This window comes from Alteromonas sp. BMJM2, assembly GCF_027257845.1.
Classification (GTDB): domain Bacteria; phylum Pseudomonadota; class Gammaproteobacteria; order Enterobacterales; family Alteromonadaceae; genus Alteromonas.
Genome location: NZ_JAPVOT010000009.1, coordinates 1 through 13,133, shown reverse-complemented (window position 1 = coordinate 13,133; position 13,133 = coordinate 1). Strand labels below are relative to the sequence as shown.

The 13,133-nt window shown below is 43.0% G+C and carries 14 protein-coding genes; 7 read left to right on the top strand and 7 right to left on the bottom strand.

What is annotated here, in order from left to right; all coding sequences use genetic code 11:
* Nucleotides 1-38: 38 nt before the first annotated feature.
* The 4 genes from O9X84_RS11260 to O9X84_RS11245 are packed head-to-tail and all read left to right on the top strand — an operon-like array spanning nucleotide 39 to nucleotide 3,407.
* Entirely contained in the window at nucleotides 39-764 is a 726-nt protein-coding gene (locus tag O9X84_RS11260; protein WP_269519861.1) for a 5-oxoprolinase subunit PxpA, read from the top strand.
* A gap of 57 nt (nucleotides 765-821) precedes the next feature.
* Nucleotides 822-1,562, top strand: a complete 741-nt coding sequence (gene pxpB / locus O9X84_RS11255) for a 5-oxoprolinase subunit PxpB (protein ID WP_269519860.1) — start codon at nucleotides 822-824, stop codon at nucleotides 1,560-1,562.
* Nucleotides 1,552-2,544: a biotin-dependent carboxyltransferase family protein gene (locus tag O9X84_RS11250; protein ID WP_269519859.1), complete on the top strand. Its 993-nt coding sequence runs from the start codon at nucleotides 1,552-1,554 to the stop codon at nucleotides 2,542-2,544. The genes pxpB and O9X84_RS11250 overlap by 11 nt, the downstream gene beginning before the upstream one ends.
* The gene (locus O9X84_RS11245; RefSeq protein WP_269519857.1) at nucleotides 2,541-3,407 is read left to right on the top strand and encodes a D-amino acid aminotransferase; all 867 of its coding nucleotides are present in this window, start codon (nucleotides 2,541-2,543) and stop codon (nucleotides 3,405-3,407) included. Before O9X84_RS11250 ends, O9X84_RS11245 begins: the two co-directional genes overlap by 4 nt.
* Before the next feature lie 81 nt (nucleotides 3,408-3,488).
* On the opposite strand, the gene fur is transcribed toward O9X84_RS11245, so the two are convergent.
* A complete protein-coding gene (gene fur, locus O9X84_RS11240; protein ID WP_032095827.1) occupies nucleotides 3,489-3,914 on the bottom strand; it encodes a ferric iron uptake transcriptional regulator in 426 nt (141 codons plus the stop codon).
* Between the two features lie 313 nt (nucleotides 3,915-4,227).
* Here fur and O9X84_RS11235 point away from each other — a divergent pair, with 313 nt between their 5' ends.
* Nucleotides 4,228-6,225 (top strand): methyl-accepting chemotaxis protein, encoded by a 1,998-nt coding sequence (locus O9X84_RS11235; RefSeq protein ID WP_269519856.1) that lies wholly within the window; start codon nucleotides 4,228-4,230, stop codon nucleotides 6,223-6,225.
* Between the two features lie 91 nt (nucleotides 6,226-6,316).
* Here O9X84_RS11235 and fldA read toward each other — a convergent pair whose 3' ends face one another.
* The 5 genes from fldA to O9X84_RS11210 form a co-directional block, all read right to left on the bottom strand.
* Nucleotides 6,317-6,841 carry a flavodoxin FldA gene (fldA, locus tag O9X84_RS11230; RefSeq protein ID WP_269519855.1) on the bottom strand — a complete coding sequence of 175 codons (525 nt, stop codon included), beginning with the start codon at nucleotides 6,839-6,841 and terminating at the stop codon, nucleotides 6,317-6,319.
* Between the two features lie 30 nt (nucleotides 6,842-6,871).
* Nucleotides 6,872-7,090, bottom strand: a complete 219-nt coding sequence (locus O9X84_RS11225) for a DUF2788 domain-containing protein (protein ID WP_032095830.1) — start codon at nucleotides 7,088-7,090, stop codon at nucleotides 6,872-6,874.
* Between the two features lie 152 nt (nucleotides 7,091-7,242).
* Entirely contained in the window at nucleotides 7,243-8,019 is a 777-nt protein-coding gene (locus tag O9X84_RS11220; protein ID WP_269519854.1) for an alpha/beta fold hydrolase, read from the bottom strand.
* Between the two features lie 89 nt (nucleotides 8,020-8,108).
* Nucleotides 8,109-8,507 carry an H-NS histone family protein gene (locus O9X84_RS11215; RefSeq protein WP_269519853.1) on the bottom strand — a complete coding sequence of 133 codons (399 nt, stop codon included), beginning with the start codon at nucleotides 8,505-8,507 and terminating at the stop codon, nucleotides 8,109-8,111.
* 155 nt (nucleotides 8,508-8,662) lie between these two features.
* Nucleotides 8,663-10,312, bottom strand: coding sequence for an electron transfer flavoprotein-ubiquinone oxidoreductase (locus O9X84_RS11210; RefSeq protein WP_269519851.1), 1,650 nt, complete (start codon nucleotides 10,310-10,312; stop codon nucleotides 8,663-8,665).
* 371 nt (nucleotides 10,313-10,683) lie between these two features.
* Between O9X84_RS11210 and O9X84_RS11205 the strand changes: the two genes are divergently transcribed.
* Together O9X84_RS11205 and O9X84_RS11200 are read left to right on the top strand one after the other, a co-directional pair.
* Nucleotides 10,684-11,436, top strand: a complete 753-nt coding sequence (locus O9X84_RS11205; RefSeq protein WP_269519850.1) for an electron transfer flavoprotein subunit beta/FixA family protein — start codon at nucleotides 10,684-10,686, stop codon at nucleotides 11,434-11,436.
* Nucleotides 11,433-12,359, top strand: coding sequence for an electron transfer flavoprotein subunit alpha/FixB family protein (locus tag O9X84_RS11200; RefSeq protein WP_269519849.1), 927 nt, complete (start codon nucleotides 11,433-11,435; stop codon nucleotides 12,357-12,359). The genes O9X84_RS11205 and O9X84_RS11200 overlap by 4 nt, the downstream gene beginning before the upstream one ends.
* 141 nt (nucleotides 12,360-12,500) lie before the next feature.
* Here the strand turns inward: O9X84_RS11200 and O9X84_RS11195 are convergent, their stop codons facing one another.
* Nucleotides 12,501-12,809, bottom strand: a complete 309-nt coding sequence (locus O9X84_RS11195; protein WP_269519848.1) for an isoamylase early set domain-containing protein — start codon at nucleotides 12,807-12,809, stop codon at nucleotides 12,501-12,503.
* Nucleotides 12,810-13,133: the final 324 nt, after the last annotated feature.

Genomic DNA, 13,133 nt, shown 5'->3' with positions numbered 1-13,133 from the left:
TAACATAATATCGGATTGGAGTTAAGAGCTAAACCATTATGAAGTTAAATTGCGATTTAGGTGAAAGTTTTGGGGCCTGGTCGATGCCTGTGGAAAAAGACATTATGTCTGAAATAGACCAAGCAAACATAGCCTGTGGCTTCCACGCTGGCGATCCGTTAGTCATGAAAGCCGCGCTGGATATTGCCAAAGCCCATGGTGTATCGGTTGGTGCTCATCCGTCTTACCCTGATTTACAAGGGTTTGGACGCAGAAGTATGGCAATGCAAGCAAATGAGCTTAGCGCCTGTATTCAATACCAAGTAAGTGCGTTGATAGGTATGGCTGCCATTGTGGGAACGACGGTCGATTATGTTAAGCCCCACGGTGCACTCTATAACGACATGATGAAAAATAAAGACATTAGGCAAACGGTGATGAAAAGTGTTGCCGCCATGTGCCAAGGAACACTTCCGTTGATGGTACAAGCCACATCTGAACGCCAAGAAATCACAGATGAAGCAAAACAGCATGGTGTATCGCTGCTGTTTGAAGCTTTTTCTGACAGACGCTATACCGATGAAGGCTATCTGCAGTCGCGTCAAATAGACGGCGCTGTACTCAGTTCGCAAGAGGCGTTAGTACAAGCCAAACAACTTATAGAGCAGGGCACAGTAATAACTGCATCAGGCGCCACGTTATCTATTCAAGCAGACAGTTTGTGTGTGCACGGCGATACAACCGGCGCTGTAGAGATAGCCCGTCAAATTAGAGCTTATCTATAACTATGTTGTTTCAAAAAACAGGTTATTTTGAAAGTGATCGTAAGATAGGAGGTGCACATGCAACCTTTTGGCAGTATTAAGCAGTTTGTTCCCGTGGGAGCAAATGCCATTATGTTGTATTTTTCAGGTTCAAACCTAGAGCAAGCAAATGCCGCCTGTCAGCAATGGTTGCGTGTATTTGATAGGGCTGCCAGTCATAGCGAACGACCTTGGCTTGTAGAATGTGTGCCATCCTACGATAGCTTATTAATTATATTCGATATTGAGCGAGTCGATAGCCACTTTGTATATAATACGCTTCGCAGCTGGCAAAACGGTGGAAACACCTTGATTGGCCCTGCAGGTGGTAGCCAGGAGGGTGGTGAAACTGAAGTAGCCGCAGGAAAATGCCATACATTGCCTGTGTGGTATGGTGCGCCAGACGCTAACGATCTTGCTGAAATTAGTAAAAAAACAACCTTATCAATTGAAGATATTATTTCGCTTCATACCAGCGTGGAATACAAGGTTTACGCGGTGGGGTTTGCCCCTGGATTTGGCTACATGGGAGATATTCCGATACAACTACAGTGCCCACGATTAAGCACGCCCAGAAAGAAAGTGCCGAAGGGAGCGGTTGCCATCGCAGATAGACAAACCGCTGTCTATTCTAGCGAATCTCCCGGCGGCTGGAACTTAATGGGCCTGTGCCCTGAAAACATGCTGGATAAAGACAATCAACCTTTGCTAAGTGCTGGTGATACCGTAAAATTTGTGTCGATAACAGAAAGTGAGTTTAACGCCTATCATGAAGGTTGAAGTAATTTCGAAAGGCCTTTTCAGCCTGATTGTTGATGAAGGCAGAATAGGTAAGCAGCGTCAGGGCTTCTCCCAATCCGGCCCTATGGACGAAATGGCGTATCATTGGGCAAATTTTCTTGCTCACAATCCTGACAATACGCCCTGTTTAGAAGTGATGGGGAAAATGACGGTCTGTTTTAGTGAGCCTACTATTGTTGCCGTTGCTGGGCGGCAGGTAAAGGTGCAGGTAAATGGGCATGACCAACCGTCTTATTCCAGTATCAAGGTCAATAAAAATGACCGCTTAAGCTTTGAAAGTGAATATGTTGGAAGTAAGGCGTATCTTGCTATTTATGGTAAGTGGAAGGTTCCTTATCAGGTTGGCAGTGCATGTACTGTAGTTCGAGAATCCCTTGGCGGCCTTCATGGCGATGGTCGGGTGATTAGCGACAGTGACTGTATCGATATAAGTCGTTGCGATGAGCAAACGTATGAAGCGGTATCTGTTCGTCAGCTGCCAATGCGGCACCGCTTGTCAATGCAACACAGCATGTCGAAAAAGTGCGGGACGCGTACTGCCTGTGACATAAATGCGCCGTTACGTGTCATTAAAGGTTATCAAGAAGCGCATTTTAGTCAGGTAGCGAAGCGCATGTTTGAAAGCTCAGAGTATACGGTCAGTTCATCAATCGACAGAATGGGCTATCGTTTGACCGGAGCAGATATTGCTTCATCTTTGTCGACTATGCGCTCAGAGGCTATTCATGTAGGCGCAATTCAAGTACCTCCAGATGGACAGCCTATTATTATGATGCGCGATAGACAAACTCTGGGTGGCTATCCGAAGCTAGGATGTTTAAACCCACTCGATGTAAATCGCTTGGCTCAGCGGGTTCCCGGTGAAACGGTTTCCTTTATTTTTCAAAATAGTGAAGAAGCCCGAGCCGACATTCTTTTGTCTCGGCAACACGTGCAGCGATTGAGAGGAGAAATAGCATGACAGTCGCTTTTTTAAACGGTGAATTCCTTCCACTTAGTGAAGCAAAAATTTCACCTATGGACAGGGGCTTCCTATTTGGCGATGGTATTTATGAAGTGATACCGACCTATGCGGGGAAGCCAGTAGGGCTTAAGGGGCATTTGTCGCGGTTGGCCTCGGGACTATCGGCCATTGAAATTGATAATCCTTATGACGATGCCATGTGGACATCCATTGTGCTGCAGCTGGCAACAGAAAATGCTCAGCATATAGAAAGTGGTAACGTGGGAGTGTATTTCCATGTGAGTCGAGGTACTGACACTAAGCGTTATCATGCATACCCAACTGGCGTTACACCAACGGTTTTTGCTTTCGCGTTTGAAATGGCAGCACCCCAGTCAAATTCAAGAAGCAGTGCCAAGGTGTTTAAAGTGGCGCTAGAAGAAGACAAGCGCTGGCAACGGTGCCATATAAAGTCCACATCGTTGCTTGGCAACGTCATGCACTTTCAAAGTGGCGTGAAAGCTGGTGTTAACGAAACGATTTTGTTTAACGAGAAAGGGCTGATAACTGAGGCAAGTTCGTGCAACGTATTTATGGTGAAAAACGGCATGATTAAAACGCCGCCCTTAAATAATGAATTGCTACCAGGGATCACCCGCCATATTGCACTAGAATCTTTTAAGCGTGCAAACCTTAACGTTGTAGAGGAGTGGTTTTCTAAAGAGTCACTGCTCGATGCAGATGAAGTGTGGCTTACGTCATCGAGTAAGGAAGTGTCTCCGGTTATTGAAATTGATGGGCATGTCATCGGTGAGGGCGAGGCAGGTGAAGTGTGGGAACGTGCAATAAGGGCGTATCACGCTTATAAATTTGACGCTTAATGCGCATATAAGCGGCGTCGAAAAAGAAAAAACCTGCCGGTACTAGAGCAGGTTTTTTTGCAAGTTACGAAAGTGTGTTGATCAGTCGAGGGTATCGCAGTTCCCGTCGGTACACTCACCGTAAAGGTACAGGCTGTGGTGAGTAAGCTTAATATTATGCTGCTTTGCCACCATTTCTTGTCGCTGCTCGATAATATCGTCTTCAAACTCAATCACTTTTCCACACTTAAGACATACCAAGTGATCGTGATGGTCTTTATGGCTTATTTCGAAAACAGATTTGCCGCCTTCAAAGTGATGACGATTTAAAATGCCAGCGTCGTCGAATTGGTTAAGAACTCGGTAAACCGTAGCCAGACCAATTTCTTCATCTTGTTCGATAAGAATTTTGTACACATCTTCCGCACTAATGTGTTGATTATTTGGGTCTTGCAGAATTTGTAAAATTTTAAGGCGAGGCAGAGTGACTTTAAGCCCTGCTCTTTTCAATTCTTTATTTTGATCCATTACAACCTACTGACAAAGTGTGAAAAACATTTGGGGGTATTATAGGTAACTTGTAGCGATTTTAAAGTAAAACTAGGCTTTCTTTAAACTGATGAACGAATTTTGCGCACTGCACAAATTGCGAGGAAGAGAAAAGTGTTTGTTCGATTAAGCGCATTACAGCAGCGATTGTTTATTAAGTGCAGGATAAGAAACGCGAACATGTAAAATAGATATAAACTTTTGGTGCATTGAATTTACATACTGTTAAACTAGAATTGAATGACTATTGTGACACTCCTTACTTGTGTCGGCGTACCTGTTGGATCCTATTATGCAGTTAACGATAATAAATAAAATAACATTAGGCTTTGGTCTGTTCGGATGCTTACTTTTATTTACCAGTGTTTTATCTTACTTCGGGCTTAATGATATTCGAAAATCTGCAGAAGATGTTGTAGAGCGAAAAATGCCTGAGCAGACCAGCATGGTAAGAGTGAAAACAGAAATTTTGTCCTTATCTGTTATAACAGCAAACGGTTTTCATGTAGAAAGCGCCACTTCTTTTGAAAAAAATAAAGCATTATTCGATGCTTTGTCCTCTGAATTTACAAAAGATCTCGATAATCTCAAATCCTTAATGCCCTCAAGTGACGATGCCCAAAAGGCAATTTCAGATAGCCTTCATTATGTGGATAGCAGTAACAAAATGTATTCGGCTATAAAATCTCGCATGGAAGTGGAAGCGCAGCTGCAAAGCCAGCTTGAACAAGTGCTTATGGTGGCCGATGAAGCTAGTGCACTCATGCTTGATCTTTCCTACATCGACTCTAATGATCCAAGCATAGAAACACTCATTGGTGCTGGCACCGCAATTGATAACAAGCTTCTGACAATGAACGACTCCTTTATCGAATTGGCAGAGTCTAATCACTCAGAAGAAAGCTTAGGGATTATTGACGATTTGAACTATCAACTCAGCAATCTTCAAGTTGATAAAGACTATATCAATAGACTAGCAACTGGGATAGACGACGGTGGCACAGTGAGTGCGTTTAACGAGCAATTCGACGCACTACTTGTCGCTGTTGAAAAGCTAACGGCGCTGCAAACAGCCAAGCTAGATATGATCGAAAGTACGGTGACAGAACGAGGTAATGCAAATTCATCGCTAAATACGGCCTTAGACGATATCAACGCACTCTTTAAACGGGTTCAGACTCAAGCGTTAAGTGGGCAAAACGCGATATTAGAATCTGTACAAGCTAACTTGGTAAAAAATACTATTGTTGCTGTGTTTGGCCTTATTACCGCCATTGTACTGGCCGTTGTGGTTACCCGCAGCATATCAAAACCTCTTGGCCGTATTAACCGCGGTTTGAGTTTATTGAGTAAGGGTGACCTAAGCCAAAAGCTGTCTGAAGAAGGTAATGACGAGTTCTCAGCACTGTCTGCCAAAGTGAATAGCCTGACCGACAGCCTAAGAGAGCTGGTTGGGAATATATTAGAGCAGGAAACACGGTTAATTGAGATAGCCAAAGAAAGCGTAGAGTTGGGTGACAAGAGTCTTTTAGATGTGGATGAGCAGCGAGAACAAGTCACTGTTACGTCCACCAATACGCAACATGTTCAGGAAAAAAGCCGCAGCAATCTCAAACAAATTAATCAAGCTATGTCTGCGCTACGGGATATAACCAATCAGAGTCAAGACATTGGCCACCTCGTAGAACGAAACAGACAGCAAGTAGATAGCCAAGCTAAACAGGCTGAAACATCTGCAGAGATTATCGCCCGGTTAGATGATAACTCTCGTAGCATTGGTAGCATACTTGACGTTATTAAAACCATTGCAGAACAAACTAATCTACTGGCGCTTAACGCAGCCATAGAGGCTGCCAGAGCAGGGGAGCAAGGACGTGGGTTTGCCGTCGTTGCCGATGAAGTAAGAACCCTAGCGAATCGAACTCATGACTCAACCGAAGAAATTGAGCAGATGATTGGCAACTTACAAAAAGATGCTGCTGAAGCGGTTAAAGCCATTGAATCTGGGAAAGAGCAGGCAAAGGGCAGCGTTGATATAACCCACCAGGTCGCAGAGCAGGTAAAAAGTATTCGGGAAATTATCGAGCAGCTGAGCAACATCAACGAGCACATTGTCACCGATACTGAACAGCAGGACGTGTTGTTAGCCGACGTAGCAGAAAGCTTAAACACCATTGTCAGCTTGGCAGACTCCAGTGCTCAAAGCACAAGGCAGTCTAACGAATCGACCATGAAGTTAGATGCGCAAACTGAAAGCTTGCGAAAAGCGGTTGAGCGTTTTCAATTGTAAACGAAAGCTTAATGCCAGAAATAAAATACCAGGCACAAAAAAACCGCTCATCATGAGCGGTTTTTTATTATCTTTAATAAACGGGCGTTGCTTACGCCAGTTCAGCGAGACATAGCTCGTCGTGAATCTGCTTACACCAAGCTTTCACTCGAGAGTCAGTAAGCTCTGGCTGTCTGTCTTCGTCAATACCAAGACCGACAAAGTGATTGTCATCAGCCATGCCTTTAGACGCTTCAAAGTCGTAGCCATCGGTAGACCACTGACCAACAAGAATTGCGCCTTTCGCTTCAACGATATCACGCACCATACCCATGGCATCTAGAAAATACTCAGCGTAGTCTTCTTGATCGCCACAACCGAAAATTGCCACTAGCTTATCATTGAAGTCGATGGCCTCAAGCTCTGGAAAAAAGTCGTCCCAATCGCATTGTGCTTCCCCGTAATACCACGTAGGTATTCCAAAGATAAGAAGGTCAAACTCGGCAATATCTTCTTTGCTGCTCTTAGCAATGTCTTTTACGTCAATGAGTTGCTTACCTAATTCTTTTTGAATCATCTTCGCTACGTGTTCGGTATTACCCGTGTCACTGCCGAAAAATAGGCCAACGCTCGCCATAACTAACCTCTATTAATCATTTCTATCTGTTTAAACGCCTGAATTAAGCCAGAACCATTCGATGAGTCCCTTAGCTAGAAACCCCACGGCACCTAAGCCAAGCACGCCATAGGTCACTACTTTACCGATAAGAGGAACATCGTTCTTACGCAATACATCGTGCACAGCAAAGCCCATCAATGCAAAAAGTATTGCAAGACCGCCGTATAGCATAATGGACTCTATCAGTTCATAGTTTTCTGCAAGCATGGTTTCGTTAATTCAATATCAGTAATCTACAAAATCTGCGCGAATGATATCACAATATGCGAATGTGTAAGAGACCAAAACATTCAAAAATATGTAATAGTATTCGCTGTCATCGCAAGTTTAATAAGAGATTGTTTTAACAATACAAAAAATCAATTTTTTTGTAACATTCTCTCTACAATTGCATTAAAGGCCGCAGGCTTTTCTGCGTGCAGCCAGTGCCCGACACCTTCGATAATATGCGCTTTCGCATTCGGGAAATAGGTACCGATAGCGGCTTTATGCTCTGCGGTTATGTAATCGGAATTGCCCCCTTTTATAAATAAGGTAGGCCCATTGAATTGTTTTGACGTTTGTTGCCAATCTACTATGTGAGGGTAGCTCTCTATCAGTCCTGCTAAATTAAATCGCCAAGACCATTTACCTTCGTCCGTTTTGTACAAGCTTTTCAGTAAGAATTGTCGAACACCAGGTTCTTCAATAAACTCAGCCATTGCCGATTCAGCGTCTTTTCTACCTTGTATCTCATCTAATGGAACCGCATTTAAACCATTAAATATATTGTAATGCCTATGGTTGTAAGCAACGGGCGCAATATCAGCCACAACAAGATGGCTCACTTTATCTGGATAGTTAAGTGCAAATTGCATAGCGACTTTGCCACCTAAAGAATGACCTAGTAAGGCTACATTCGAAAGGGAAAGTGCTTCGACAATATCGTTAATGGCGCTGGCTGCGTTAGTGACGTCAAATCCATTTGTCCATTTCGATTCACCGTGGTCGGGAAGGTCGATGCTTACAATATTGTATTGTTTTTCAAAATGCCGTTTAATTATTGCTAAATTATCAGCGCTTCCAAATAATCCATGAATTAAAAAAAGCCATGACGATGAATTATCGCATTGAGATATTTTGTAATTTATATCCACGTAGTCGCCAAATAAATTGATGAAAAAAAGAGGCCTGCAATGCAGACCTATATAAATGTAATTAATAACAGTATGTATTAAGGCGTGCCTTAATTAATTGAAAAGCTATCCAACGATTTACCACTATCAAGGGCGTCTTTATAAACTCGTGGCATTCTGCCAATACCGGTCCAAGGATGCTCAACGCCTTTTTCGTCAATAAGCTTGTATTTAACGGGGCGCTTTTTACCTGTTTTCTTACTTGTCTCGCTACTTAAAGCCTGTAGGTCTTCAACATTTAAACCTGCTTCTTCCATTTGTTGTTTAATGGCGGCCAGTTTTTCCCGTTTTTCCTGTACTTCTTTTTCTTGCTCTAGTGCTTTTTCTTTTCGCTTATCAACAATATTTGCTAATTTCTCTTGAACTTCTTCCAGTTCTTCAATGCTTAATTCCTTTACTGCACCTTGTAAACGTCTTCCATGGGTTAAAATATCTAAAAAATCACTCATTAATTAACCTTAGTACGTTGGGTGTAAATTCATAATGATAATAATTAATAAACGGGCAAAAAAAAAGCGGGCAGAGCCCACTTTTTAATTTAATACGATATACAGCGTAATTCAGTCGCTAAAAAAGCAAACTTTTACACAAATCGACTCCACATTTACATATTTGGATAGTTAGGACCGCCAGTACCTTCAGGCACTACCCATTTAATGTTCTGGCTTGGGTCTTTAATATCGCAGGTTTTACAGTGTACGCAGTTTTGCGCATTAATCTGAAAACGCTTTTCACCTTCATCTTCAATAATTTCGTAAACACCAGCAGGGCAGTAACGTTGAGCAGGCTCTGCAAATTTGGGCAAGTTTATTTGAATTGGAATAGAAGGAACTTTCAATTGCAAATGACAGGGTTGATCTTCTTCATGGTTTGTATTGGATAAAAATACAGACGATAATTTGTCAAAGCTCAAGACGCCGTCTGGTTTTGGATAACTGATTTCTTGTGATTTATCCGCTTCATTCAGCTGCGCATAATCTTTATGCTCATCTTTCATGGTAAAGGGTAAATTACCTTTAAAGAAGTTTTGTTCTAAGGTGTTAAATGCACCGCCCCAGAAATTACCCAATTTATGAATTGCCGGGCCAAAGTTACGCGAACGGAATAATTCATCGTATACCCAAGACGATTTAAATTTGTCTGTGAAACTGGTTAATTCTTTAACCGGTGCTTCATTATTTTCTTTTATTGCTTCAAATATACTCTCAGCAGCCAGCATGCCAGATTTCATGGCCGTATGGTTGCCCTTAATTTTCGCAAAGTTTAGCGTACCGGCGTTACAACCTACGAGTAGACCGCCAGGGAACGTCATTTTAGGCAGTGAGTTAAATCCACCCTTAGCAATGGCGCGAGCACCGTAAGAAACGCGCTTCCCGCCTTCAAGATATTGCTTAAATACCGAGTGGTGTTTTAGACGTTGGAACTCATCAAACGGACTCAAATAAGGGTTTTCATAATTAAGGTCAACAATTAAGCCCACAAACACTTGGTTATCTTCTGCGTGATACAGATAGCTGCCGCCAGTGGCTTCATCTAATGGCCATCCCGCGCTGTGCACCACTAAACCTGGCTGGTGTTTGGCTGGGTCGATATCCCAGATTTCTTTAAAGCCAATGGCATAATGTTGTGGTGAGCTGTCTTTATCTAGGTTGAAGTGAGAAATAAGTTCTTTACCAAGATGGCCTCTACAACCCTCTGCAAATACCGTGTATTTTGCGCGAAGCTCCATTCCCGGCATGTAGCCATCTTTATGCTCGCCATTTTCGCCAACGCCCATGTCGCCAGTTATTACACCACCAACGCTACCGTCTTCATTGTAAATTGTTTCTGCGGCAGAAAAGCCAGGGAATACTTCAACACCCAACTGTTCAGCTTGTTCTGCAAGCCAGCGGCAAATATTACCCATAGAGACAATATAGTTGCCCTCATTATGCATGGTTTTTGGGGTAATACCGTTTGGCAGCTTCTTAGCCGAATTCTCATCGTTAAGCAGGTAAATGTGGTCTTCGGTAACGGGCGTATTGAGCGGTGCGCCTTTCTCTTTCCAATCAGGAAAAAGCTCATTCATAGCTCTAGGCTCAAAAACGGCGCCCGAAAGGATATGTGCACCGACTTCGGAGCCTTTTTCGACTACGCAAACCATTAATTCTTGGTCATTTTCATTTGCAAGCTGCATTAGCTTACAAGCAGTTGATAGTCCAGCTGGGCCGGCACCGACGATGACTACGTCAAACTCCATCGATTCTCGTTCCACGGGAGGCTCCTTATGTTCGTATTTTTATAATGCACTATAGATGAAACAAATAATGCAATGTGTCAAAAACATGTAAATTAAATGTCGACCTGCAAGGTAATCCAGGTTGACGTTTACGTCAACAGTAAGTACATTGCATAGCAGTTTACGTTAACGTTAACTAACAACGCATTTTATGCGCTGGTAAACGTGGTGTTAATGCCTTTTTCGAGCTAGCCTTGTAAAAACGGACGTTCCACAGTTTCTTTTTTAACGTAAAGTGCTTTATTAAAGTTTCAAAAAGCGTGGTGAAGTAATACGTTTTTAATTTTTAATAGTTAATTATTAGTGAAACGTAGTAGACACCGACGAACTCTATAATTGAGGTAAATATGAAAATACTCGTACCGGTCAAACGCGCGATCGACTACAACGTTAAGGTAAGAGTGAAAGCCGATGAATCTGGCGTCGACCTTACTAATGCAAAAATGGCCATCAACCCGTTTTGTGAAATTGCTGTTGAAGAAGCAGTAAGATTAAAAGAAAAGGGCATTGCCACTGAAATCGTTGTTGTTTCAATTGGCGATAAAAGCTGCCAAGAGCAAATTCGCACGGCATTGGCATTAGGTGCTGATCGCGGCATTCAGATTGATACCGATCAAAACCTAGATTCTTTACAAGTTGCTAAGCTTTTAGCTAAAGTTGTTGAAGCAGAAGCGCCACAACTGGTTATCCTAGGCAAGCAAAGCATCGACTCTGATAACAATCAGACGGGTCAAATGCTAGCAGCATTAACGGGAATGCCTCAAGGCACGTTCGCTTCTGAAGTAGCCATCGACGGCGAAAAAGTGCACGTGACACGTGAAGTAGACGGCGGCCTTCAAACTATTGCGCTTTCTCTTCCTGCGGTAGTAACCACAGACCTTCGCTTAAACGAACCTCGTTATGCATCACTTCCTAATATCATGAAGGCTAAACGCAAGCCTTTAGATGTTAAAGCAGCGGCAGATTTTGGTGTAGCGCTAGAATCTAACGTGAAAGTGCTTAAAGTAACGCCACCGCCACAGCGCGAGGGTGGTATTAAGGTAGCAGACGTTGCTGAGTTAGTAGATAAACTTAAAAATGAAGCGAAGGTGATCTCATGACAGTACTTGTATACGCAGAACACGACAATGCGAGCCTAAAAACCGAAACTAATAAACTAGTGCATGCTGCAAAGCAAATGGGTGGCGACATTCATGTATTGGTTGCTGGTGAAGGCTGTCAGGCGGTTGCTGATGCAGCGGCGCAAGTAGACGGCGTTACCAAGGTATTGCTTGCAGACAACGCGGTTTATAAATATCAGCTAGCTGAGAATGTTGCAGACCTAGTACTTGAACTAGCGGGCGATTATTCTCATGTCATTGCAGCAGCAACAACCACAGGCAAGAACTTCATGCCTCGCGTTGCGGCACTTCTCGATGTAGCTCAAATTTCCGATATCATTGGCGTAGAAAGCGAAGACACGTTTATTCGTCCTATCTACGCGGGTAATGCGATAGCGACTGTACAATCAAGCGACGCAACGAAAGTGATTACTGTGCGAGCTGCGTCTTTCGATGCTGCTCCAACAGGCAATAGCGCTGAAGTTGCTGCTATCGACGTAGTAAAAGCAAACGAGAAGTCTGATTTTGTATCTGAAGAGCTTACAGAGTCAGAGCGTCCTGAGCTTACTGCTGCCGATGTGGTTATTTCTGGCGGTCGCGGTATGCAAAACGGCGAGAACTTCAAGCTCCTTGAAGGTATTGCTGACAAATTAGGCGCAGCTATGGGGGCATCTCGTGCAGCCGTTGATGCCGGTTTTGTGCCCAACGACATGCAAGTGGGTCAAACAGGAAAGATTGTTGCTCCTCAGCTTTATATTGCAGTGGGCATTTCTGGTGCTATTCAGCATCTTGCTGGTATGAAAGACTCTAAAGTTATCGTCGCAATTAACAAAGATGAAGAAGCACCTATTTTCCAAGTTGCAGATTACGGCTTGGTGGGTGACTTGTTTGAAGTACTTCCAGAATTGGAAAGCGCTATTTAATCAAGTGTTAGCAGTATGTTTGTATAACAGCTGACTGAATACCTGTTTGAATACGAGCGACAACACGCAATAAAAAAGGGCTGCTTCTGCAGCCCTTTCTGTAGGGAATCTGTAATTATTTTAGTGTGGCTTGCAAGTGGCTTACACGCGAACTACGGAGTTCTCTTCAAAACTAACTGGTGATGTTCTATATGCATCGGCTTCCCAGTCATTTTCCCAAGTTTTACCGTCTAAAAGGTAGCGGAATTGATATTCTGCATCTTTTTCTAGGTTAACTGTTAGGGTGAAGTCACCGCTTTTTAGCTTTTTCATCGACAGGGGCTTTTCGTCCCAGCCAGTAAAGTCGCCGCAAAGCTCTGCGTTTTTCGCTTCTCCTGCTGCTTCCGCATTCAGTCGAAATGTCACTTTGCACACTGGTTTAGATTTAAGGTATTGCTTCTTAAGACTCATAATGTGTTTCTCTTCAACGTAGCGAAAATATTTTTTTAGAAAAAAGTGTCTTTTCTAACGCTCTTTTTCAATTGAGCGCATAAATAATCACCGATTATCGAAAGTTTTTCAATCAGACTTTTTATTAGCCCAATAATTCCTTATATTACCCGTGCTTTATGTAGCGATGCGGTTTTCAGCAAAAAATACATAAAATCTAACACATATGAGCCTCCGGGCTGTCAATGAAAAAAGATAGCCCTTTGACCGCTATTTCAAGATCAATACCGTTGCCTTTTTAGAACTCGTTTACTTCGTCTGTCATGGTTGATGTTAGGCAAATTG